General features: G+C 64.7%; 18 protein-coding genes and 1 pseudogene. 8 read left to right on the top strand and 11 right to left on the bottom strand.

Going from position 1 to position 22873, the window contains the following annotated elements; translation table 11 throughout:
• Positions 1-192 precede the first annotated feature (192 nt).
• Complete coding sequence (gene queC, locus M2427_RS40370) at positions 193-906, bottom strand: 7-cyano-7-deazaguanine synthase QueC (protein WP_280712295.1); 714 nt, start codon at positions 904-906, stop codon at positions 193-195.
• A 126-nt stretch (positions 907-1032) separates the two neighbouring features.
• On the opposite strand from queC, the pseudogene M2427_RS40365 reads away from it, so the two are divergent.
• The 3 genes and pseudogenes from M2427_RS40365 to M2427_RS40355 form a co-directional block, all read left to right on the top strand.
• Positions 1033-1119, top strand: a pseudogene (locus tag M2427_RS40365) (nucleoside triphosphate pyrophosphohydrolase); the annotation flags it as partial.
• A 399-nt stretch (positions 1120-1518) separates the two neighbouring features.
• Positions 1519-2337, top strand: coding sequence for a nucleoside triphosphate pyrophosphohydrolase (gene mazG / locus M2427_RS40360; RefSeq protein WP_280712294.1), 819 nt, complete (start codon positions 1519-1521; stop codon positions 2335-2337).
• A gap of 14 nt (positions 2338-2351) precedes the next feature.
• On the top strand, positions 2352-2810 hold the full coding sequence (locus M2427_RS40355) for a GNAT family N-acetyltransferase (RefSeq protein WP_280712293.1): 459 nt from the start codon (positions 2352-2354) through the stop codon (positions 2808-2810).
• Between the two features lie 12 nt (positions 2811-2822).
• On the opposite strand, the gene M2427_RS40350 is transcribed toward M2427_RS40355, so the two are convergent.
• The 7 genes from M2427_RS40350 to M2427_RS40320 all read right to left on the bottom strand — a co-directional run bounded on the left by M2427_RS40350 (position 2823) and on the right by M2427_RS40320 (position 13966).
• Positions 2823-3284 carry an SMI1/KNR4 family protein gene (locus M2427_RS40350; RefSeq protein ID WP_280712292.1) on the bottom strand — a complete coding sequence of 154 codons (462 nt, stop codon included), beginning with the start codon at positions 3282-3284 and terminating at the stop codon, positions 2823-2825.
• A gap of 91 nt (positions 3285-3375) precedes the next feature.
• Positions 3376-4740: a magnesium transporter gene (mgtE, locus tag M2427_RS40345; RefSeq protein WP_280712291.1), complete on the bottom strand. Its 1365-nt coding sequence runs from the start codon at positions 4738-4740 to the stop codon at positions 3376-3378.
• Positions 4741-4867: 127 nt separating this feature from the next.
• Positions 4868-6262: a GTPase HflX gene (hflX, locus tag M2427_RS40340; protein WP_280712290.1), complete on the bottom strand. Its 1395-nt coding sequence runs from the start codon at positions 6260-6262 to the stop codon at positions 4868-4870.
• An 11-nt stretch (positions 6263-6273) separates the two neighbouring features.
• Positions 6274-6522: an RNA chaperone Hfq gene (gene hfq / locus M2427_RS40335; RefSeq protein WP_007591126.1), complete on the bottom strand. Its 249-nt coding sequence runs from the start codon at positions 6520-6522 to the stop codon at positions 6274-6276.
• A gap of 237 nt (positions 6523-6759) precedes the next feature.
• Entirely contained in the window at positions 6760-8130 is a 1371-nt protein-coding gene (locus M2427_RS40330; protein WP_280712289.1) for a sigma-54 dependent transcriptional regulator, read from the bottom strand.
• Between the two features lie 17 nt (positions 8131-8147).
• Positions 8148-10538, bottom strand: a complete 2391-nt coding sequence (locus M2427_RS40325; protein WP_280712288.1) for a PAS domain-containing sensor histidine kinase — start codon at positions 10536-10538, stop codon at positions 8148-8150.
• A 134-nt stretch (positions 10539-10672) separates the two neighbouring features.
• On the bottom strand, positions 10673-13966 hold the full coding sequence (locus M2427_RS40320; protein WP_280712287.1) for an autotransporter outer membrane beta-barrel domain-containing protein: 3294 nt from the start codon (positions 13964-13966) through the stop codon (positions 10673-10675).
• A 161-nt stretch (positions 13967-14127) separates the two neighbouring features.
• Here M2427_RS40320 and M2427_RS40315 point away from each other — a divergent pair, with 161 nt between their 5' ends.
• Positions 14128-14274: a hypothetical protein gene (locus M2427_RS40315; protein WP_280712286.1), complete on the top strand. Its 147-nt coding sequence runs from the start codon at positions 14128-14130 to the stop codon at positions 14272-14274.
• A gap of 72 nt (positions 14275-14346) precedes the next feature.
• Here M2427_RS40315 and ntrC read toward each other — a convergent pair whose 3' ends face one another.
• Genes ntrC through dusB form a run of 3 tightly spaced genes read right to left on the bottom strand, consistent with a single transcriptional unit; the run spans position 14347 to position 17972 of the window.
• A complete protein-coding gene (ntrC, locus tag M2427_RS40310; protein WP_280712285.1) occupies positions 14347-15789 on the bottom strand; it encodes a nitrogen regulation protein NR(I) in 1443 nt (480 codons plus the stop codon).
• Positions 15790-15798: 9 nt separating this feature from the next.
• Positions 15799-16974, bottom strand: a complete 1176-nt coding sequence (locus M2427_RS40305) for a nitrogen regulation protein NR(II) (RefSeq protein ID WP_280712284.1) — start codon at positions 16972-16974, stop codon at positions 15799-15801.
• Complete coding sequence (gene dusB / locus M2427_RS40300) at positions 16971-17972, bottom strand: tRNA dihydrouridine synthase DusB (RefSeq protein WP_280712298.1); 1002 nt, start codon at positions 17970-17972, stop codon at positions 16971-16973. The genes M2427_RS40305 and dusB overlap by 4 nt, the downstream gene beginning before the upstream one ends.
• A gap of 281 nt (positions 17973-18253) precedes the next feature.
• Between dusB and M2427_RS40295 the strand changes: the two genes are divergently transcribed.
• The 4 genes from M2427_RS40295 (at position 18254) to M2427_RS40280 (ending at position 22869) form a co-directional block, all read left to right on the top strand.
• A complete protein-coding gene (locus M2427_RS40295) occupies positions 18254-19435 on the top strand; it encodes a bifunctional 2-C-methyl-D-erythritol 4-phosphate cytidylyltransferase/2-C-methyl-D-erythritol 2,4-cyclodiphosphate synthase (RefSeq protein ID WP_280712283.1) in 1182 nt (393 codons plus the stop codon).
• A gap of 4 nt (positions 19436-19439) precedes the next feature.
• Positions 19440-20051, top strand: a complete 612-nt coding sequence (locus tag M2427_RS40290) for a CinA family protein (RefSeq protein WP_280712282.1) — start codon at positions 19440-19442, stop codon at positions 20049-20051.
• Between the two features lie 860 nt (positions 20052-20911).
• Positions 20912-21619, top strand: a complete 708-nt coding sequence (locus tag M2427_RS40285) for a c-type cytochrome (protein ID WP_280712281.1) — start codon at positions 20912-20914, stop codon at positions 21617-21619.
• Between the two features lie 11 nt (positions 21620-21630).
• Positions 21631-22869: a cytochrome c gene (locus M2427_RS40280; protein WP_280712280.1), complete on the top strand. Its 1239-nt coding sequence runs from the start codon at positions 21631-21633 to the stop codon at positions 22867-22869.
• Positions 22870-22873 lie beyond the last annotated feature (4 nt).

Genomic DNA, 22873 nt, shown 5'->3' with positions numbered 1-22873 from the left:
GAGACCGGGCCGGATCACGGCGTCAAGCGCCAAGGACCCAACGGCTTCCCGCCCACCGCCATCATGACAGACTTTCCACACACAGGGACCCAGGGCGACACCGTACGTTGCGGAAGCATGGGCCCCGGCTCAGCAGCGCAGCGCTAAAGAAGCGCTGCACTGCGTCCGGGGCACAGAGAGTACGACTGGGCGCTACCTCCCTGCCACAAACTCCCGCCACCCCTTTGCCCGCAGGCTGCACGCCGGGCACTCCCCGCACCCATAGCCCCAATCATGCTGCGCGCCGCGTTCGCCGAGATAGCAGGTGTGCGACTGCTCGCGGATCAGATCGACCAGCGCATCGCCGCCGAGATCATGTGCCAGCTTCCACGTCGCAGCCTTGTCGATCCACATCAGCGGCGTGTGCAGCTCGAATTGCCTGGCCATGCCGAGCGAGAGCGCGGCCTGCATCGCGCGGATGGTCTCGTCGCGACAATCGGGATAGCCGGAATAGTCGGTCTCGCACATGCCGCCGACGATGTGGGTGATACCGCGTCGATAGGCCAGCGCCGCCGCAAACGTCAGGAACACCAGGTTGCGGCCGGGCACGAACGTGTTGGGCAGCCCATCGGCCCCCATCGCGATCGCGACATCGCGCGTCAACGCGGTCTCGGACACCGCGGCGAGCGTCGGAATCGACAGCGTGTGGCTCTCGCCGAGCTTTGCGGCCCAGTCCGCGCGCAGGCCCTTGATGCCGTCGAACAGCCGGTCGCGGCAGTCGAGCTCGACGGCATGGCGTTGGCCGTACGCGAACCCCAGCGTCTCCACCCGCGCAAAGCGGCTCAGTGCCCAGGCGAGGCAGGTGGTGGAATCCTGGCCGCCGGAGAACAGCACCAACGCGGTTTGTGATGAAAATGCGTCGCTCATGGTCCGCGCTTTAGCACTGGAGAACGCAGCAGCCAATCGGTGGAAATCGGCCTGTTCCGGCGCGCGCCGCTGGGAACGGCGGCCCACTTTTGGCATAAGGTTTCGGACCCCGGAGACTGCCCCGCAATGAGCCCTTCCCGCGACATTTCCCGCCTGATCGAGATCATGGCGGCGCTGCGCACGCCGGTGACCGGCTGCCCCTGGGAAGTCCAATATACATTTTGGTCCCCAAAGAAAAAAGCCGCTCGAAGGCGGCTTGGGTTACCAAGAGTGCTCGGCTCCAATCCTCAACTGTCCCGCTCGCTGCGCAGACGATCAGATTTTATCTTCCGTTTTCCATTTCGGATTATCGGGCTCGAGTTCGCGCATAGTTTTTATGCAATCGGGATCACCGCACTCCGCCATACATCGTAGACAGTCACCGCCGCAATCGAGCGTATCCGGCTTGCCCGGTTGATCAAGCTGAACGCCGCAAATATTGCAATTGCTCATGATTTCGCCAGTCCATCAATTCGCGCATCTACTGCGCACGATCATTACTTTATCATAGGCTAAACTTGGCTATGAATCGAGTTTCGCTATCGGGTCAACTAGTTGCATGAGTTACATGATATGAAGCCCTCCCGCGATATCGCCCGCCTCATCGAGATCATGGCCGCTTTGAGGGCGCCCGAAGGCGGGTGCCCCTGGGACATCGAGCAGAATTTTGCGACCATCGCGCCCTACACGATCGAAGAAGCCTATGAGGTGGTCGATGCCATCGACCGCGGCGATCTCGACGATCTGCGCGAAGAACTCGGCGACCTCCTGTTGCAGGTCGTGTTCCACGCCCAGATGGCCTCCGAGCAGAACGCCTTTGCGTTTGGCGATGTCGTTGAGGCCATCACCCGCAAGATGATCCGGCGCCATCCGCACGTCTTCGCCGACAAGGAGGGCAATCTCGCCTCCTCCCACGTCAAGGAAGTCTGGGACCGCATCAAGGCCGAGGAGAAAGCCGAGCGCGCCGCACGCCGACCGCCGGAGGCGACACCGCCGCACAAATCGCTGCTGTCGGGCGTGAAGGCCGGCCAGCCCGCGCTGACCCGCGCCATGGAGCTGCAGCGCAAGGCCTCCACCGTCGGCTTCGACTGGAACGACCCGCGCGCCGTGCTGCAAAAGATTCGCGAGGAAGCCGACGAGATCGAGGCCGCGCTCGATCGTAACGACAAGCAGGAGATCGCGGAAGAGACCGGTGACCTGATGTTTGCCCTCGTCAACCTTGCCCGCCATGTCGACGCCGATCCGGAAGCCGCGCTGCGCGCGACCAATGCAAAATTCGAAAAGCGTTTTGCCTATATCGAGCGCGCTCTGGAAGCGCAGGGCCGCACGCTGGAGCAAGCGTCGCTGGCGGAGATGGATGCGCTGTGGAATGCGGCGAAGACCGCCGCTTGATACGAGGATATGCAGTGGACATCAGGCAGGACGATCCGAAGGCGCCTCACGTCGCCGATTTGCTGGCGCATCATCTGGAAGAGTTGCGCAGTGTCATGGGCGAGCACGCGCGGGCCCTCAATGCGAGCGGCCTGTCGGCGGCATCCGTAACGTTCTGGACCGCATGGCAGGACGGCGTATTGGCCGGGTTTGGCGCCCTGAAGCAGTTGGATGCGACGCATGGCGAGGTGAAGTCGATGCGCGCCGCGCCCAGTGCCCGGCGGACCGGAGCCGGGCGCGCGATTCTGAACCACATCATCACTGAGGCCCGCAATCGCGGCTATGCGCGTCTCAGCCTGGAGACCGGCACGGCGCCGCTGCACGCACCCGCCGTCTCACTCTACCGCAGCGCCGGCTTCGTCTCCTGTGAGCCGTTCGCCGGCTATCAGCCGAGCCCGCACAACCAGTTCATGAGCCTCGATCTGTCCCGATAAGCTCCCGACCGGCTAATCGCTCTCGCGCTCCGCCGCGATCAGCTGGCGGAGCCAATCCGCAAACGAGCTGGCGATAGGTTCAGGAGTCTGATCCGGACCTGCCTCATGGTTCCAAAAAACAATACGCTGCTCGCCGTCGACAACGACGCGGCTGTCGAGGCAGTGCTGGTTGCCGAATCCATCATTATAGAAAGTCACGAGATAAGGCGGCAGCGGCGGATACATCTCGGTTCGCTCGCTCAGCGTCATCTCCTTGAGACGGCGCCACAACGGGATGTTTTCGCCGAGACCATAAATCTCGCTCGTGCCAACGCGGAGCCAGCCAGAGGTTTGCAGGTAGTCGGAAAAACTGCCAACGAACCGAACGCCGAGCTCGCGCTCGCAGTTGGCGATCTCTTCGGCCGTTGCCCCCGGACCGCGTTCGATTTCGCCCGGGAATTCGTTCAGGATTGTGCGGATCGCATCTGCGGACATTGCGCTCCCTGCCCTGCTGTCCGTGACGTCAGCGCCTCACGCCGACACTATCTCAACGTGGCCAACGCAGCCTCGTTGAGGCAACAACTTCTCAGAGCAACGTGCCGCGGAGAATGACCGCTGCTACTCCGAAATAGATCACCAGCCCCGTCACGTCGACCAGGGTTGCCACGAACGGAGCGGACGCGCTTGCGGGATCGAAGCCAAGGCGCTTGAGGATGAACGGCAGCATCGATCCCGACAGCGATCCGAAGGTCACGATCCCGACCAGCGCAGCGCCGACGGTCACGGCGACCAGGCCCCAATGCGGGCCGTAATCGAACAAGCCGAGGGTCTGCCAGAGCGTGATCCTGACGATGCCGATCACGCCGAGAATGGCGCCGAGCGTCATGCCGGTCGGCAGCTCGCGTAAGGCAACGCGCCACCAGTCACGGAGCCGCACCTCGCGCAGCGCCAGCGAGCGGATCAGCAGCGAGGTGGCCTGCGATCCGGAGTTGCCGCCCGAGCTCATGATCAAGGGGATGAAGAGCGTCAGGACGATCGCCTTCTCGAGCTCGCTTTGGTAGCTCTGCATCGCCGTGGCCGTCAGCATTTCCGACAGGAACAGAGCACACAGCCAGCCGCCGCGCTTCCTGATCATCTCGACAAAACTGATGCGCAGGTACGGCTCGTCGATCGCTTCCATGCCGCCGAACTTCTGGGCGTCCTCGGTCGATTCCTGGACGATGGCATCGATGACGTCGTCCACGGTGACGATGCCGAGGAGGTGACCGGGGCCGTCGACGACCGCGACCGCGAGCACGTCGTAACGGGAGATCAGCCGCGCCGCCTCCATGCGATCGGCTTCCGGCGACACCATCAGTGGCCGCCGCGCCGGCGCGGCCGTCAACACATTGGCGTGCGGATCGCCCGAGATCAGGCGGCGCAGCGGCACGGCCTGAATCAGCGTCTTCGTGGTGGGATCGACGACGAAAATCGAATAGACGGTCTCGCGGGTGCGCTCGACCATGCGAATGTGATGCAGCACCTCGGCAATGGTCCAGGTCGAGGGCACGCTGACGAACTCGGTCGTCATGATGCTGCCCGCGCTGCGCTCGGGATAGGCCAGCAGCCCGGAGATGACGGTCCGCGTCTCCGGATTCAGCCCGTTCAGGAGCGTGGTGCGCAGCGGCTCGCTCAACTCCTTGAAGATATCGGCGGCGCGGTCGTCGGAGACGCCCGACAGCAGCGCGATCGCCGTCTCTTCAGGCAGTTCCGCGAGGATCTCGCAGGTGTTGGCAAGCCCCGGCAGATCGAGCACCTCGATCGCCTTCTCGGCGGGCAAGGATCGCAGCATGGCCGCAGCCTTGTCGGGCTCAAGGGCGTTCATCGCCTCGACGATGTCGGGGGCACGCTCCAGGGAGAGATCTGTCGTTCCGTTGCCGAGCTTGTCGCCCGCTTCGCTCGCATTCTGCATCGGTAGTCCCTCACCTCTGGGTCCGGAGGGCAATGGACCAAGGCGCGGCCGATTTCAAACAGAAAGTGCGGCAGCCTGCCGCACCCTACAGCGTCATGCCGCTGTCATGCTGGGAGTTCGCCAGGTCCTAACCTGCCTGCGGCACCGCATCGAAGCGGCTGATCACGATGTCCCGCTTGGTCTCGTCCACTCGCACGGTCATGTCGAAGCGGCCGTCGTGCAGCTCCTTCGCCAGCACCTCGGAATTGCGATGCAGCCAGGAGATGCCGGCGCCATCGGCGGCGTCGATGGAGAGATCGAGCGTGGTGCGCTTTGCGGCAAGCCGCTCTTCGATCGCGGCGAGCAGTGCGTCGATCCCCTCGCCCGACACGGCCGAGACCAGCATTGCCGGATGATCCTCAGGCCGGCGCGCGGCGATGTTCAGGAGCTCTTCGCGCTGCTCGGGATCGTACCGGTCGATCTTGTTCCAGACCTCGATGATACGGCCGCTGTCATCGGGGTTGATGCCGAGCTGGCGCAGCACGGCGTCGACGTCGCTCTGCTGGGCCTCGGCATCCTCGTGAGAGATGTCGCGGACATGCAGGATCACGTCGGCTTCCAGCACCTCCTCCAGGGTGGCGCGGAAGGCGGCGACGAGCTGCGTCGGCAGATTGGAGATGAAGCCGACGGTGTCCGACAGCATCGCCTTGCCGCCATGCGGCAGCGTGAGCGCGCGCAGGGTCGGATCGAGCGTTGCGAACAGCATGTCGGCCGCCTGCACGTCGGCGCGGGTCAGGCGGTTGAACAGCGTCGACTTGCCGGCATTGGTGTAGCCGACCAGCGCGACCACGCGATACGGCACGCGCTGGCGGCCGGCGCGATGCAGCCGCCGCGTCGCCTGTACCTTCTTCAGCTCGCCTTCGAGCTTGGAGATGCGCTCCTGGATCAGGCGGCGGTCGGCCTCGATCTGCGTCTCGCCGGGACCGCCCATGAATCCGAAACCGCCGCGCTGGCGTTCGAGATGGGTCCATGACCGCACCAGGCGCGAGCGCTGGTAGTTGAGATGAGCGAGCTCGACCTGGAGCGAGCCTTCCTTGGTCTTGGCGCGGCGGCCGAAGATTTCCAGAATGAGCCCGGTGCGGTCGAGCACCTTGGCGTGCAATTCCTTCTCGAGATTGCGCTGCTGGATCGGCGCCAGCGCGCAATCCATCACCACGAGCTCGACATCAAGGCTCTTGGCGAGCGCGGCGATCTCCTCGACCTTGCCCTTGCCGATATAGGTGGCGGGCCGGATCTGGCTGATCGGCGCGATGATGGCATCGGCAATGACGAGATCGATCGCACGCGCGAGGCCCGCGGCTTCGTCGAGCCGGGCCTCGCTGTCTCGCAGGACTTGACTGGAAGAGGCATGACTCTCTGATTGCGCGTCGGCACCTCCCGAACGCGCACGCAAATAGGGGCCGATGACAAGCACCCGGCCCGTTTGCTTAGCCCCTGCCGACCGCGGACGGTCGGCATCCCCGTCAAAATTCCGGGGGTCCAATCAGATCACTCTCAAGCCGGCTGGTCCTCGCCGCCTTCGAACAGCTGGATCGGAGCGCCCGGCATGATGGTCGAGATCGCGTGCTTGTAGACGAGCTGCGAATGACCGTCGCGCCGAAGCAGCAAACAGAAATTGTCGAACCAGGTCACGATGCCCTGGAGCTTCACTCCGTTGACCAGAAAGATCGTCAGTGGCGTCTTGGTTTTGCGAACGTGGTTGAGGAAGGTGTCCTGTAGGTTTTGTGCGCGGTCTGCCGCCATTGTTTTTTTCTCGCTTTGAGTTTCTTTTTATTGCGCCGGTCGCGGCCCTGTTTTGAGAATTTGGGCCTTCGTCCGGTTGCCGTCCCCCATGAGATCCCCCTCCGAGGAACGGCTGCTCGATTAGAGGACAGGTCGCGTTATTAGGCAAGCTGCTTGAGGCGGCAGGCCCCGACCGTTTTCTCCAAAAGATTCCGGAAATAGATGATTTTTCTTAGATATCCCCGAGGGCGTCGGCCGCTAGCCGACGCCGAGTGCCTTCAACTTCCGGTGTAGCGCCGACCGTTCCATGCCAACAAACTCGGCCGTACGAGAAATATTTCCTGAGAAACGGCTGATCTGGGCAATCAAATAGTCGCGCTCGAACACCTCGCGGGCCTCGCGCAGCGGCAAGCCCATGATGTGCTCGCCATTGTTGCTGGTCGGCATCGCCGGCACCATCGAGCCCACGTCCTGCGGCAGCATGTCGGCGGTGATGATCACCTCCGGACCGCCGGCGGCCAGAATCATGACTCTCTCAACATTGTTGCGGAGCTGGCGCACATTGCCGGGCCAGACATGCGATTGCAGCACCGCCATCGCGTCCTGGCCGATCTGCCGCCTGGGCAGGCCGCTGCCGGCCGAGATCTGCTCCATGAAATAGTCGATCAGCTCCGGAATGTCCTCGCGCCGCTCCGACAGCGCGGGCACGCGGATCGGCACCACCGAGAGACGGTGATAGAGGTCCTCGCGGAAATGACCGGCGGCAATCTCCTCTTCGAGATTGCGCGCGGTCGACGAAATGATACGGACGTCGACCTGCACCTTGGCGGTGCCGCCGACGCGCTGGAACGACTGCTCGACCAGCACGCGCAGGATTTTGTTCTGGGTCTCGCGCGGCATGTCCGCGATCTCGTCGATGAACAGCGTGCCGCCATGGGCTTCCTCGAGCGCGCCGGGCTTGCGCGGATGCTCGCCATTGGACTGCTCGATGCCGAACAGCTCGTGCTCCATGCGCTCCGGCGTGATCGCGGCGGCGTTGATGACGACGAACGGGCCGTCGGCGCGGCCCGAGGCCGTATGCAGCGTGCGCGCGGTCAATTCCTTGCCGGCGCCGGCGGGGCCGACGATCAGGATGCGGCTGTTGGCTTTCGCCGCGCGCTCGATGGTCTGGCGCAGCTGGTTCATGCTCGGCGAGCGGCCGACGAGCTGGCTGGCGCTGGGCGCAAGCTGCTTCAGCTCCTTGACCTCGCGCTTGAGACGCGAGTTCTCCAGCGCACGGTTGGCGACGAGGATGAGCCGGTCCGCCTTGAACGGCTTCTCGATGAAATCGTAGGCGCCGCGCTTGATCGCGGCGACGGCGGTCTCGATGTTGCCGTGGCCGGAGATCATCACGACCGGCAGGTCGGCATTGTCCTTCTTGACCTGCTCCAGCAGCTGCAGGCCGTCGAGCTTGGAGCCCTGCAGCCAGATGTCGAGGAACACCAGATGCGGCCGCCGGTTGGCGATTTCGGCGAGTGCAGTATCGCTGTCGCGCGCGGTCCTTGTGACGAAACCCTCGTCTTCGAGAATGCCCGCGACGAGATCCCGAATATCGGCCTCATCATCGACAATCAGAATTTCACTTGCCATGGGTCGCGCCTGTCTTGTCAGCTGCCTGTAGAGGCTTCGATCTTCGTTGAATCATTGGTCTTTTCAGCCGGCTCTTTGGTTTCGGCCGCCGGGTCTTTTGTTTCCGGCGCCGCGACGGAATCCTTGAGCGCCTGCGACATCATCGCCGACGCCGTCTCGGCTCCCTCGGCCTTCTTGTTGGCCTCGCCGGAGATCGCAAAGCGCATCCGCATCCAGGCGCCGCGCTGGTCTTTGCGGAAGTCCGAGGCGTCCTTCAGCTCGATGCGGCCGCCATGGTCTTCCAGCACGCGGCCGACGATGGCAAGGCCAAGGCCGGTGCCCTTGGCACGCGTTGTGACGTACGGCTCAAGCAGCCGCGAGCGCGCCACCTTGGGCAGGCCGATGCCATTGTCGATGACGTCGATCAGCACGTCCTCGCCCTCGCGCGACACCACGACGTCGATACGCCCCTTGCCCCCGTCTTTGCCGAGTTCTTCCGGCGGGACCTGCTCGATCGCCTCGGTCGCGTTCTTGACGATGTTGGTGACCGCCTGCGAGATCAGCCGCCGGTCGAACTGGGCGCGCAGCGGATCCTCCTTGAACTCGGCCTCGATATCGAGCTCGGGATGGGCCACCTTCATCAGGAACACCGCCTGCCGCACGGTGTCGGCGACGTCCTCGCCTTCCATCACGGGTTTTGGCATCCGCGCAAAGCGCGAGAACTCGTCGACCATGCGCCTGATGTCGTCGACCTGGCGCACGATGGTGTCGGTGCACTGGTCGAAGATCTGCTTGTCCTTGGCCTCGGTGATGTCCTTGCCGAACTTGCGGCGGATACGCTCGGCCGAAAGCTGGATCGGCGTCAGCGGGTTCTTGATCTCGTGGGCGATGCGGCGTGCGACGTCGCCCCAGGCCGAGGTTCGCTGCGCCGAGACGAGCTCGGTGATATCGTCGAGCGTGATGATGTAGCTGTCGTGCGGCTGGTTCCTCTCGGCGCTGACTCGAACCGAGAGATTGCGCTCGGTGCCGTCGCGCGTGATCGTGATCTGGCCCTGCACCAGCCGCTGGGCCCCTTCCCGCGACGCCTTCATCATCTCGTCGAGCTCGGGCAGCACGTCGGAGAGCGGATGGCCGAGCGTCTCGGCCTCGGAATGCCCGATCAACTTCTCGGCGGAGCGGTTCAGGATGCCGACGCTGCCCGAAGTGTCGACGCCGATGATGCCGGCGCTCGCCGAGGACAGCACGGCCTCGATGAAGCGGCGGCGGCTGTCGATGAGATCGCTGGCGTTGACGAGCTCGTCGCGCTGGCTCCGCAGCTCCTGCGTCATCTTGTTGAAGGTCTCGCCTAGTTGCGCGAGATCGCCCTCCGATTGATGCACGGGCACCTTCACATGAAGGTCGCCGGTCGAGACGGTGTGGGCCGCGTTCATCAGCCGCCGGATCGGCGCCACCAGCGAATTGGCGAAGTTGAGGCCGATCAGCACGGAAGCCATCAGGATGGTCAGCGCGATCACCGCGAACATCAACGCAAACGCGACCTGGATGCCGAGCCGGCGCGACTCGATCTGGGCGTATTCGGCGACGCTGATCTCGGTCTGGTTGACCTGACTGACGACGTTCGGGTCGAGCGGGCGGGCGACATACAGGAACGTATCGGTGAAGGCGCGCAGGCGGATCACCGCAGCGACGGAGCTTGCGTCCGGAAGGATCGCGATTTCCGGCTCGGACTCCTTGACGTTGCTGAGAAACTCCGGCGCGGGCGGCGAGTAGGTCAGCCGCATGCCGGTGTCGGCGGACTCCAGGATGTTGGTGCTCTTGTCGATGATCATCGCGCCCGGCAGGTTGCGGGAGGCGGCGCTGGCCGTCAGCATTTCGCGAAACGATCGCCGGTCCTGATCATAGAGCGGCCGTGCATGGGCAATGTCGTTGGCCATGCCGAGAATGTCGCCCTGGATCAGCTGCGCATGGTCGTTCATGTAGGCCCGCGCGATCGTCAGCGAGTTCTGGATCACTTCCTTGGTCGGACCCGAGAACAGCCGGTCGAGACCGCGCTCGATCGTGACGTTGGCGACGACGGCGACCAGCACCGCCGGCAGCACGGCAACGATCGAGAACAGGCTGACGATCTGGACGTGGAGCCGCGCCGCGGCCCTGCCCCGGCGCCGGGCCAGGATCAGCTGCCAGAGCTCGCGGACGATGATGCCGACCAGCAGCAGGATCGTGCCGGCGTTGATCAGGTAGAACGAGCGAACCACTTCCGGCGTCGGCTCGATCTTGGTGAGGCCCGTCAGGACCATGAAGGTCAGGAAAGCCGACAGCAGCGCCAGCGCCACCGCAAACGGCGCCAGCCAGCGTCGCACCGACCAGCGCCGGGGCTCTTCGGCTGGGGCCGTGTCAAAGGATGCGGCCGAGGTCTCTGCGCTGGTCATTCCGGGCAATGGGGTGATGAAAACGGGTCCGCGTCGCGCGGATACTGATGTATTCGTACCACATTGTTGCCGAATTGCGACAATTCCACGGCGTCTACTCCGTGACGGGCAGCCGCATCCACAGGGATGGCGGCCTACCAAGTGTACCGGAGCAGTCCCTTACCGGCGTACGACCGGCTGACGTCGGAGAACGCTCCCTCGAACCCGGCGCGGGCCGACCAGCCGTTTAGCCAGTTGAAGTCGGCGCCGAGCGAGGTCAGCGCCGCATCCCGTCCCTGCGCCGCGCCGTTGACGGTGAAGCCAGACGCGGGAAGCGCCAAGAACGATGCTGCGGCCCAGCGATCCGGATCGAAGTCGTGAGCCCAGGCGAGCCGGCCATTGACGGTCAGCAGGCCGTTCCGGATTGCAAAGGTCTGGTCGGTGCGAACGCCGATCTCGCTGCGGCTGTCGGTGACGTTGCGCCCCGCATAGGACAGCGCAAACGTCCCCGCCCCCGACACCGCGGATTCTGCGTAAGCCGGCAGCGCGACGGTGGTGAATTGTGCAGCCGCATAGGGCGTGATGCCGAGTCCCTTGGTCGAGGGAACCGCGATGCGATAGCCACCTTCGACACGGCCGGACCACGTGTTGGCATGAAACTCCGCCCGCAGGCGATCGGCAGCGGCAATTGTCACCGTGCGGTCCGTGGTGATGTCCTGCCAGCCATAGGCGATGCCCGCGGAGACGTAGGCCGCGCCAGATTTGTGCCGGACGAATGCGCCAGCCTGGAACAGATCCGAACGCGCCGTTCCGGAATTGGCGACGTTGGCGCTGGTGCCGCCACCGGCGAGCGCGAAGCCCATAATCGTGTGCGGCGAAAGCAGATAGTCGGCACCAACAGCCGTGCCGAACACCTGGCTCGTCGCGGCGTTCGAGCCGATTGCCGCATTGCCATCGCTGGATTGCGATCCGCCAAAGCCCGACGCCCACACGCTCCAGCGCGGATCATAGACGGTATGCATCGGCGCCTTGGCCATCAGCCCATAGGCGTCCTGCTCGCTCGCACGGCGTGCGCGTTTCGATGCGGCATAGGCCAGTTCCTCGTCGGCGCTGGCGAAGTTCGAGAGCCCGTTCGCCGACCAGCGCGTTCCGCCCTGCTCGCCGACGCCGGGATCCATCAGCAGGCCGAGGAATTGATCCATCGCATTGAAGCTCGTCTGCTGCACGGCGGTCGCCGTCTCGCCTGAGGCCTGCGTCAAGGCATTGCCGAGGTTGCGACCCGTCAGCGTGTAGAGCGGCGAGAAACCTGCCGACATCGTGCCGGTGCTATTGAAGCTCGCATCGAGCAGTTTTGCGATGCGTTGACCGTTGGCCCCGACGCCGGACGCCTGCGCTTGCGCGACGAGTGCGGCATCGAGAGTCAGATAGGCGTCGGTCGAGGAATAGCTCAGGCTTGCGGAGAAGCCAGGCAGCAACGTCGAAAGCCCACCAAAACTGGAGCCTCCAAGGCTGCCGCTGTGCACGAGATCATATTGCCTGACGATGGCGCTACCGGGCGCGGCGCTTGCGACCACCGTTCCCGCAAGCGTTGCGTTGCCACTGACATTGGCGGAGGCAGCATTGCTTGCGCCGAGCTGCACGGCGTAGTTGGCACCCGACGACAGGATGAGATCGCCGGCTACGCTCATTGTGTGCCCGGGCATTCCCCAAGCAGGCGCAAAAGTGCCGCCATCGAGCACGCTGAGCAGACCGACCGTTCCGGTGCCGTTCAACGTCGCGCCGGGGCCGACGACCGTCAGAAACGAGTTCGCGATCGTCCCGTCCACGGTCAGCGTGCCGCCGTTGACCAGGGTCATGCCGGTATAACCGTTGATGCCGGAGAGCGTCTCGTGACCGGACATCAGCTCGAGCCCACCGCTGCCGACCATCGTTCCCGCGAACACGCCACTGGCAGCCGACAACGCCAACGAATTGGCGCCGAGCCAGACCAGACCGTCGACGTCGCCGGACAGCGATTTGATCGTCGCGGTCGTGCTTGCACCCGACACATCGAACCAGCCGCCAGACGATACGTCGACGCCACTCGAGGCCGCGATGCTCCCCGGCCCGATAAGTGCCAGATAGGCGCTGTTGCCCGACACCGATGTCGGTCCGGTATAGGTGTTGGTGCCGCTCAGCGTCGCCGAGCCGCCGGTCTGGATCGAGAGCCCGCCAGAACCCGAGATGATGCCCGCGAGACCCAGCGGCACAGAGGTCGCGTCGATGACAAGCGGCTGGGTCGTCGCAATGTTGGCGTCGGTAACGAAATTCGAGGAATAGCCGACCTGCTGGCCCGCCAGATTGTAGAGCACGGAATTCTGGACGAAGAACCCGACGCCAAGGATGTCAGCGCTTGAATTGGCCAGCGCGTAAGGAGACGGCACGCCCGCATGCGAGGCGATTTTGAACGTCTCCTGTGTACCGCCGATGGTCGCCGAGACAGTCAGCGTGGAACCACTGCCGCCGTGAGGTACCGCAAAGTCGGTCCATCCCGTATCCAGCGAAACGTTGCGGCTGAACGTCGCGCCGGCGCCGACCGCGAAATTCAACGGCACGAACTTGCCCATGCTCAGCACGTTCGAGTTCGGAAAACTTACTCCATTGGTACCGGCGGCGACGGTGTTCGCAGGTTGGAATTGCGCGATCAGCGCCGGCGTCAGGCCGACGGTGACGCAAGGGTTGCAGGACGTGATCGACTGCGGAACCGTCTGGATCGATTGCTGTGCACTCGTGACAGCTCCGCCGGGAATATTGGTGTTGAGCTGCTGATTGAGCGCTGCAAGGCTCTGCCCGTTGGCTGCGACCATGTAGCCGGCCGTGGTGTTCGCGACGTTGGTCTGGCCGATCACGCTCCCAAGGCCGACAGTCGTTCCCGCCACCGTCTTGTTGAATGCGAGCGCCGAGGCGCCGAACACGCCGACCGACGCGCCGAATGGTTGCGCGCTGATGGCGCCGCCGGTGGACAGGGAATACGACGTGTAGGACCCAACGTTGTAGTTGCCGGTGGTGCCGAGCGAGATCCCGCCAGATGTTGCTCCCGCCGTCGCGTAGAACTTCAGCGACGACGCCGAGATCTGATAGAGATCGCCAGTGAATGAGCTCGTGGTCGAGCTGCCATAGGTCTCGACATTGACGCCGGTTGCGAGCACCGTCGACGCGCCACCGGCGTACACGCTACTCGGCGCCAGAAAGACCGACGACCCGGTGTCGAAGGCGTAAGTTCGCGCTGCGCCGCCATTAACGCCGACATTGATCGTCAGGATCAGAACCGGATTGGTGCTGCTAAAGCCGTAATTGGCACCGCTGTTGATGGCGTAGCTGAGCGGGATGTCCACCGACTGCGCCAGACCAGGCCCTGGCAACAGACCAAGGCCGGCTACGGCAAACGCAACGATACGAACCCGACTCATAACCCACCTTCCGCAGCGCGCGCACATCAGGCGCGTCTGCGTCAAAAGGCCTCATTCCGGGCGTTCCCCTACCACGCCGCGTCAGGGAGTTCCAGTGCACGCCACGGTAGCCGAGCACACGATGCCGGGAACAGAATCCGGCCATTCCGGCTTGACCCGGCATGGACAGGATATTTCTCGCGATGATGGTGTCGGCGGTGGTTCTGCTGATCGTTGCCTCGGACCTGCTGGTCAATGGCACAAGCCGACAGGAGCGGACGGCCGAGATGGCCAACATGCAGCCGGTCCTCGCGCGCGCGATGAGATAGGTGGGAGGCTTGCTGAGGACAGGCTCAGCCCCGCTTGGGTAGGGGGAGCTGAGCCACATCCGTTCCGAGAGACTAACCCCCGCTTCTGTAAACCTGGATATCGAGATCCCGGATCTTCTTCCGCAGCGTGTTGCGGTTGAGGCCGAGCAGATCGGCGGCGCGGATCTGGTTGCCGCGGGTGGCCGCGAGCGCGGCCGTGAGCAGCGGCACCTCGATCTCCTTGAGGATGCGGTGGTAGAGGCCCGGCGGCGGCACGCCGTTCGGGAAGCCCTGGAAGTGCGATGAGAGATAGGCTTCCACCGCGCCGCCGAGATTGTCGACGCCCTGCTGGACCGCGGCACCCGGGCTGACCGAGGGCGGCGCGAGCTCGCCGTCGATGACGGAGGCCGTGATCACGTCCTGCGGATAGAGCGCGGCGAGACGTCGCGCGAGGTTCTCCAGCTCGCGCACGTTGCCGGGCCAGCGGTGCTGCTTCATCCGTTCGAGCGCCAGCGCATCGAGCTTCTTCGGCGGCAATCCATCCTTCTCGGCCAGCGCGAAGAAGTGACGCACGAGATCCGGAAGATCCTCGATGCGCTCGCGCAAGGGCGGCAGCCGCAGCGGCACGACGTTGAGGCGGAAGAACAGGTCCTCGCGGAACAGCCCCTGCTGGATCAAGACGCGCAGGTCCTTGTTGGAGGCTGCAACGATGCGCACGTCGGTCTTGATCGGCGTGCGGCCGCCGACGGTGGTGTATTCGCCCTGCTGCAAGACGCGCAGCAGGCGGGTCTGCGCCTCCATCGGCATGTCGCCGATTTCGTCGAGGAACAGCGTGCCGCCCTCGGCCTGCTCGAACCGGCCGGAGGCGCGCGTGTTGGCGCCGGTGAAGGCGCCGCGCTCATGGCCGAACAGCTCGGATTCGATCAGGTCGCGCGGGATCGCCGCCATGTTGACCGCGACGAACGGGCCGTTGCGGCGCTTGCCGTAATCGTGCAGCGCGCGCGCCACCAGCTCCTTGCCGGTGCCCGACTCGCCCGTGATCATCACGGTGAGGTCGGTCTGCATCAGGCGTGCGAGCACGCGGTAGATTTCCTGCATCGCCGGCGAGCGGCCGACCAGCGGGATCGCCTCCATCTCGGAATCGTCGTCGGGCGCTGCGACGCGTTCCTTGGGCTCGGCGAGCGCGCGGCCGACGATGGCGATCAGCTCCTTCAGGTCGAAGGGCTTTGGCAGATATTCATAGGCGCCGCGCTCGGAGGCGCGGATCGCCGTCATGAAGGTGTTTTGCGCGCTCATGACGATGACGGGCAAATTCGGCCGCATCTTCTTGATCCGCGGCAACAGGTCGAAGGCGTTTTCATCCGGCATCACCACGTCGGTGATGACGAGGTCGCCCTCCCCCTGGCTGACCCAGCGCCACAGCGTTGCGGCATTGCCGGTGAGCCTGACCTCATACCCGGCCCGGGACAGTGCCTGGTTGAGAACCGTGCGGATGGCGGTGTCGTCATCAGCGACGAGAATACTACCTGCGGGCATTGTTAATCCTCATTTTGCCCCCTGTGATGCAGACGACGACTTCCCGGCAGAGCCGTCGCGACTGCTGTGATCTGCGTGTTTGACCGATGTCGAGTACATCGGCATCAGCACGCGAAAGGTGGTCTTGCGCGGCTGAGACTCGCATTCGATGATGCCCCCGTGATCGCCGATGATCTTGGCGACCAGAGCAAGACCAAGGCCAGAGCCGGTCTGCTTCGTGGTCACGAAGGGGTCGAACAAATTGGGCAGAAGATCGTCCGGCACGCCCGGTCCATTGTCCCTCACGCAGAATTCGAGCGGCAGGGATACCCGGGATTTTTGACCGGGGACTGACAGGCGTACGCCGGGGCGGAACGCAGTGGTGAGCTGGATCTCGGCGTCGGGCACGTCGATCAGCGCTTCCGCGGCATTCTTCACCAGATTGAGGAACACCTGGATCAGCTGGTCCTGGTTCGCCAGCACCGGCGGCAGCGAGGGATCGTAATCCTCGATGAAGCGGATGTTGCGGGCAAAGCCCGACTGCGCCAGCCGCTTCACGTGATCCAGTACCGAATGGATGTTGACGGGGCCGCGCACCACGGGCCGTTCGTCGCCGAACACCTCCATGCGGTCGACCAGCGTCACGATGCGGTCGGCCTCGTCGCAGATCAGGCGCGTCAGCATGCGATCTTCGGACGATGCCTGCTGCTCCAGCAGTTGCGCGGCGCCACGGATGCCCGACAGCGGATTCTTGATCTCATGCGCGAGCATCGCTGCTAGCGCTATCACCGAGCGCGCAGCGCTACGGTGGGTGAGCTGGCGATCCATCTTGTCGGCGATGGAGCGTTCCTGCAGCATCACCACGATGTGGCCGGGCCGCTCGGTGAGCGGGGCGACATGCAGATCGACCTGGCGGTCGCCGCCCATGCGCGGCGTGCCGAGATCGACCTTGTATTCGTTGACCGGCGAGTTCGAGGAGCGCACCTGGTCGATCAGCGCCAGCAGGGGGCTGCCGAACGGCACCAGCTCCTTCAGCGACTGCCGCTTCAGGAACTGCGTCGAGATATCGAAGAAGGCTTCGGTCGCGATGTTGGCGGCGACGATCTTGCCATCGGGCCCGATCATCAGAACGGGATTGGGCAAGGCATCCAGGATCGCGTCGCTGACGGACGGGATCGGCCGGCGATGGTCAGCAACTGAGCTCATGCAGCAGCGCTCCATGCGAAATCGTCGAAGGCATCCTGCAGCGACTCGTGGACGAGACGCGGATCCTCGGATGTGAGAATCTTCCGGCGCCAGGCCTTCAGCGTTTCGACAGGTGCGCGGCTCGAATCGGCCGCGACATCGAGCGCCCAGCCGAGATGCTTGCGCGCATGCCTGAGGCCGACGCGCAGGCCATAGAGCGCGCAGACGCCCTCGTAGAGCGTGCGGATATAGTGGAGCTGCATTGCGAGCGCGGGCGTGGCTTCCACCGCCCCGCCCTTCAGGCGGCGGCCGATCTCGCCGGGGAGCCAAGGCTGACCGTTCGCGCCGCGGCCGATCATCACGGCATCGGCGCCGGAGGCTTCGAGCGCCGCGAGCGCCTTCTCGTAAGTGGTGATGTCGCCGTTGACGACGAGCGGAATGGAGATGGCCTCGCGCACGGCGCGGATCGCCTCCCAATCGGCCTCGCCCTTGTAGAATTGGCAGCGGGTGCGGCCATGGACGGTGACGAGCTTGATGCCGGCGGCTTCCGCGCGCCGCGCCAATTCCGGCGCGTTGCGGGTGCGATCGTCCCAGCCAAGCCGCATCTTCAGCGTCACCGGGACCTTCACCGCCGATATCGTCGCCTCGATCAGGCTCACGGCGTGATCGAGATCGCGCATCAGCGCCGAGCCCGACTGGCCGCCGGTGACGTGACGGGCCGGACAGCCCATGTTGATGTCGATGATATCGGCGCCCTCGGCCTCGGCGATCCGGGCGCCTTCCGCCATCCAGCGCGCTTCGCAGCCGGCGAGTTGGACCACGTGCGGGCCGACGCCGGTGGCTTCGCAGCGCAACCGCGACATCCGGTGGCCGTTGGCGAGCTCATCGCTGGCGGTCATTTCGGAGACGACCAAACCTGCTCCCAGCTCGGCGGCGAGCCGGCGAACGGGCGAGTCCGTCACCCCCGACATCGGTGCCAGGAAGACCGGATTGGCGATTTCAATATCGCCTATTTTCAACGGCTTAGAGCCTGATACTGCCGGGCCGGTCACGGGGGTCTCGTTGCGTGGGCAGCGCCTCATCGCGCCTGCCATGATCTATCTTGCGCACAATTCTTGTGCAGTCAAGCGTCATGCCTACAGTTTAGACAGTTCTGCAGATCTTTCAAGTGCAGTGCAGCAAAATGCTGAATCCCACAATCCGGGGAAACCCCCTTTTTTTGCGGGCCTGCCGTGCTAGAGGCATGCCGGCAATCACCCCGCTCCCGACTCTTCCCTTAACAGTTGAATATTTGAGTTCTATGGCGAATTCACAGCGCACTGCAGTCGTTCTCGTCGCGGCCGGGCGTGGCCTGCGCGCAGGCGCCGGCGGGCCGAAGCAGTATCGGGAGATCGGCGGCGTGCCCGTGATCTACCGCGCGATGGAAGCCTTCACCACGCATCCCGAAATCTTTGCCGTACAGCCGGTGGTGAACCCTGACGACAGCGCCGTATTCACGACAGCGGTCGCAGGACTGAAGCATGAGGCGCCGACCCATGGCGGCGCGACGCGTCAGGCCTCGGTTCTGGCAGGTCTCGAAGCCCTTGCCAGGCACAAGCCGGACATCGTGCTGATCCACGACGCGGCGCGTCCCTTCGTCTCTTCAGGCGTGATCTCGCGCGCGATCGAGGCAGCAAGCCGCACCGGCGCCGCGATCCCCGTCGTCCCCGTGACCGACACCATCAAGGTCACCGGCGCGAGCGGCGATGTCGAGGACACGCCGGACCGGGCGCGTTTGCGAATCGCGCAGACGCCGCAATCCTTTCGTTTCGACGTCATCCTCGAAGCGCATCGTCGCGCGGCAAAGGAAGGCCGCAGCGATTTCACCGATGACGCCGCCATCGCCGAATGGGCGGGATTGACGGTTGCGACCTTTGAAGGCGATGTTGCGAACATGAAGCTCACCACTCCCGAGGATTTCGTGCGCGAGGAAGCGCGCCTGGCCAGCCTGCTCGGCGATATCAGGACCGGCACGGGCTACGACGTGCATGCCTTCGGTGAAGGCGACCACCTCATGCTGTGCGGCGTGCGCGTGCCGCACACGAAGGGCTTCCTGGCACATTCCGACGGTGACGTCGGCCTGCATGCGCTGGTTGATGCGATCCTCGGCGCACTGGCCGACGGCGACATCGGCTCGCACTTTCCGCCGAGCGACGCGAAGTGGAAGGGCGCCTCCTCCGACCAGTTCCTGAAATACGCCATCGAGCGCGTCACGGCGCGCGGCGGCCGCGTCGCCAATCTCGAAGTGACGATGATCTGCGAGCGGCCGAAGATCGGCCCCTTGCGCGATGTCATGCGCGCGCGCATCGCCGAGATCTCCGGCGTCGACATCTCCCGCGTCGCCGTGAAGGCCACGACCAGCGAGCGGCTCGGCTTCACCGGCCGCGAGGAAGGCATCGCGGCCACCGCGAGCGCCACCATTCGTCTTCCCTGGAGCGCGTAAGGCCATGGCCGGCAGCGACGCACGCGCCCTCTCCCGCTCGCTGCTCGATCTCTGCCGGATGCGCAAGCTGACGATCGCGACCGCCGAGTCCTGCACCGGAGGCCTCGTCGCCGGCGCGCTGACCGACATCCCCGGCTCGTCTGACGTCATCGACCGCGGCTTCGTCACCTATTCCAACGACGCCAAGCGCGCGATGCTCGGGGTCGAGGCCTCAACGCTCACGAATTTCGGCGCTGTCAGCAAGGAGACCGCGACCGCGATGGCGGTTGGCGCGCTTGAGCGGGCTGGCGTCGATCTCGCCGTTGCCATCACCGGCATCGCCGGCCCCGGCGGCGCGACCCCGGGCAAGCCGGTCGGCCTCGTCCATTTCGCCGCCGCCGCGCGCGATGGCCGAATCATCCATCGCGAGCAGCGCTTTGGCGCGATCGGCCGCACCGCCGTGCGCCAGCGCGCGGTGGTCGAGGCGCTGCGCATGCTGATGGAGCTCGCCCGCGGTCCGCAAGCCGCAACCAAGCCACGCCGCGCAGCCGCGGCAACCCGCCTTCGCCCTCGCGTGACACGCTCGCCGCGCCGGCACGCGGCGAAGCGCAGAACGCCCCGGTCGCCGCGGGGCTGAGCAGTCTCGTCGTTTCGTAGTTTCGTAGGGTGGGCTAGCATCGTGGCTGCGCGAAGCGCGAGCCGCGAGGCGTAACCCACCCTACGCACCTATTCCTTGTGTTGCCTGACGGGCAAAACACACTGTGGCTCGGTCAACCGACGCGCGCGAAAATATTCCGCTTTGCCGAATTTCTGATTTGCAGTAGACATCCGCCACCTCATCCCGGTCAGAGGGGCGTATCGCGATCGTCACGAACGTGGGGTGAGCCGTGGTGGACGTCAGTCATGCCGCGCGAAGGTTTTTGCAGGGCGGGCAACCGTGAGCGAAGGCCTTGCGCACACGACGGGTGTGACTGCGTACGGCAAAACCGTGTCGTCCTGACGCCCGGAGTCTGTGCGTCAAGTCTTGTGGTGATGGATGCGGCCCAACCGGGCCCGCCCATCAGTCATCTGCAAGGCGACGGGGGCAATAGTGCATCGCTCCCCGGGGAGAGCTCGGCATAAGCCGTCAACCCACTGCGCAGGGAAGGCCGTGTGTTTGGCTTCACCTGTATGCCGCTGTGCAGCCTCTTGTAGCGCAATATTCGCACAGTGGACCGTGGGTGCCAGTCGGCACCCGGCCTTCCCTGCACCCTCTGACATCGGAGGGTGGCACGACGAAGCAAAGCTCGGGCGCAACGCGTCGCGAGACCGTCGCGTCATGTTTATTTTTCAAATTGCACGTAAACCTTGTCCAAATCGACGATGATGTGCGCTGCGATGTCGCAACCAAATCGTCATTACGCCCACGCGATCTTGCGCCGAAACATATTGACGCAATAATGCCGCTCTACGTTGTGATCCGGAATCAACCGGTCCGGCACTTTGGAGGGCGACAGCGTGTTCGCTCGCGATGCGGCGATAGCCGCTACACTTGTCATCTTGGTCGCCTTTAATAGTGCAGCCGCGCAAACGGCCAACCAGTCGCCTGACACGATGGCGGCGCGGGTCGAGGCCTGCACGCCCTGTCACGGCAACAAGGGCGAAGGCACCAGCGACGTCTATTTCCCGCGGCTTGCCGGCAAGCCATCAGGCTATCTCTACAACCAGCTGCTCGCCTTCCGCAGCGGCCGGCGAAAATACCCGCCGATGAACTATCTGCTGGAGTTTCTGCCCGATCCGTATCTGGAAGCGATGGCGGAATACTTTGCCGGCGAGCATCCGCCGCTGCCGCAGCCCGCGCCGAGCGAAGTCAGCAAGGACGTGCTCGCGCAAGGCGAATTGCTCGCCACCAGCGGCGACGCCGGCCGCAACATTCCGGCCTGCGTCAGCTGCCATGGTCCGGGACTCACGGGCATGCAGCCCGGTATCCCCGGCCTGCTCGGTTTACGCGCCGCTTATGTCAGCGCCCAGCTCGGCGCCTGGCGCTATGGGACCCGCACGGCGAAATCGCCTGATTGCATGCAGATCATCGCAGGTCATCTGACCGAGGCCGACGTCACCGCGGTCGCGGCCTGGCTTGCGACGCGGCCCGCCCCTGACAACCCGGCCCCCGTGGCGAAAGGCACCTACGCGCTGCCCTTCGGCTGCGGCAGCCAGCCCAATTGACGAGGCGGATGATGGGCTCGAAACTATCGATCGCACTGCTCGCTCTCGCCGCGGTCACAACGGCTGCGCAGGCTCAGGACAAGAACAGCGACATCATCGCGCGCGGCGAATATCTCGCCCGCGCCGGCGATTGCACCGCCTGCCATACCGCACCCGAGGGCCGTCTGTTCGCCGGCGGTCGCGCCATGCCGACCCCGTTCGGCACGATCTACACGACCAACATCACGCCGGATCCGGAGGCCGGGATCGGCAAATGGACTGCCGACGATTTTTACCGGACCATGCATAGCGGCCGCTTTCCTGATGGCGGGCTGATCTATCCGGCGATGCCGTTCGCCTCCTACACCAAGGTCACGCGCGCCGACAGCGACGCGATCTTCGCGTATTTGCGTTCGATCGAGCCCGTGAACCAGAGGGACCGGCAGCACGAGCTGCGCTTCCCCTACGACAACCGCCAGCTCATTCTCGGCTGGCGCACGCTGTTCTTCAGCGAGGGCGAATTCAAGCCCGATCCGACTAAATCGGCGGAATGGAATCGCGGCGCGTATCTGGTCGAAGGTCTCGGCCATTGCGGCATGTGCCATTCGCCGATCAACGCGCTCGGCGGCACTTCGCAGTCGGATGCCTTCAAGGGCGGCCTGATCCCGATGCAGAACTGGTACGCGCCCTCGCTGACCTCCAACCGCGAGGCGGGCCTCGGCGACTGGAGCATCAAGGACATTACCGATCTCTTGCAGACCGGCGTCTCCGCGCGCGGCGTGGTCTACGGCCCGATGGCCGAGGTCGTGCACAACAGTCTGCAATACCTCAATGATGCCGACACCAAGGCGATGGCGGTGTACCTCAAGGGCATCGCGGAAGGCTCGACGCCGCCGCCGGCAAGCACGGTGTTGCCGAACGCCGAGAGCAGCCTGCTGATCAGTCTTGGCAAGACTGTCTACGACAAGAATTGCGCGAGCTGTCATGGCGCGCAGGGCGAAGGCAAGCCGCCACACTGGCCGCCGCTCGCCAACAACCAGTCGATCGAGATGCAGTCGGCGGTCAACCCGATCCGGATGGTGCTCAATGGCGGCTATCCGCCGGGCACCAAGGGCAATCCGATGCCGTATGGCATGCCGCCGTTTGCCGGCCTGCTCTCCGACAACGAGGTCGCCGCCGTCGTCTCCTACATCCGCACCGCCTGGGGCAATCGCGGCTCGCCGGTCTCGGCCCGCGAGGCCAATGAGCTGCGCTCCGCACCGCTGAACTGAGAGG

The sequence above is a fragment of the Bradyrhizobium sp. BR13661 genome (assembly GCF_029892425.1).
Classification (GTDB): Bacteria; Pseudomonadota; Alphaproteobacteria; order Rhizobiales; family Xanthobacteraceae; genus Bradyrhizobium.
The sequence above is the reverse complement of the archived record's forward strand: the minus strand, read 5'-3'. Positions and strand labels throughout refer to the sequence as shown.

Bases quoted from the DNA above. Each gene is read 5' to 3' on its own strand.
- ntrC (WP_280712285.1), bottom strand. From the start codon at position 15,789: ATGCCCGCAGGTAGTATTCTCGTCGCTGATGACGACACCGCCATCCGC.
- M2427_RS40320 (WP_280712287.1), bottom strand. From the start codon at position 13,966: ATGAGTCGGGTTCGTATCGTTGCGTTTGCCGTAGCCGGCCTTGGTCTG.
- M2427_RS40290 (WP_280712282.1), top strand. From the start codon at position 19,440: ATGGCCGGCAGCGACGCACGCGCCCTCTCCCGCTCGCTGCTCGATCTC.
- mgtE (WP_280712291.1), bottom strand. From the start codon at position 4,740: ATGCAGAATGCGAGCGAAGCGGGCGACAAGCTCGGCAACGGAACGACA.
- queC (WP_280712295.1), bottom strand. From the start codon at position 906: ATGAGCGACGCATTTTCATCACAAACCGCGTTGGTGCTGTTCTCCGGC.
- M2427_RS40330 (WP_280712289.1), bottom strand. From the start codon at position 8,130: ATGGCAAGTGAAATTCTGATTGTCGATGATGAGGCCGATATTCGGGAT.
- M2427_RS40325 (WP_280712288.1), bottom strand. From the start codon at position 10,538: ATGACCAGCGCAGAGACCTCGGCCGCATCCTTTGACACGGCCCCAGCC.
- M2427_RS40315 (WP_280712286.1), top strand. From the start codon at position 14,128: ATGGACAGGATATTTCTCGCGATGATGGTGTCGGCGGTGGTTCTGCTG.
- M2427_RS40280 (WP_280712280.1), top strand. From the start codon at position 21,631: ATGGGCTCGAAACTATCGATCGCACTGCTCGCTCTCGCCGCGGTCACA.
- M2427_RS40305 (WP_280712284.1), bottom strand. From the start codon at position 16,974: ATGAGCTCAGTTGCTGACCATCGCCGGCCGATCCCGTCCGTCAGCGAC.
- hfq (WP_007591126.1), bottom strand. From the start codon at position 6,522: ATGGCGGCAGACCGCGCACAAAACCTACAGGACACCTTCCTCAACCAC.
- mazG (WP_280712294.1), top strand. From the start codon at position 1,519: ATGAAGCCCTCCCGCGATATCGCCCGCCTCATCGAGATCATGGCCGCT.
- M2427_RS40295 (WP_280712283.1), top strand. From the start codon at position 18,254: ATGGCGAATTCACAGCGCACTGCAGTCGTTCTCGTCGCGGCCGGGCGT.
- M2427_RS40350 (WP_280712292.1), bottom strand. From the start codon at position 3,284: ATGTCCGCAGATGCGATCCGCACAATCCTGAACGAATTCCCGGGCGAA.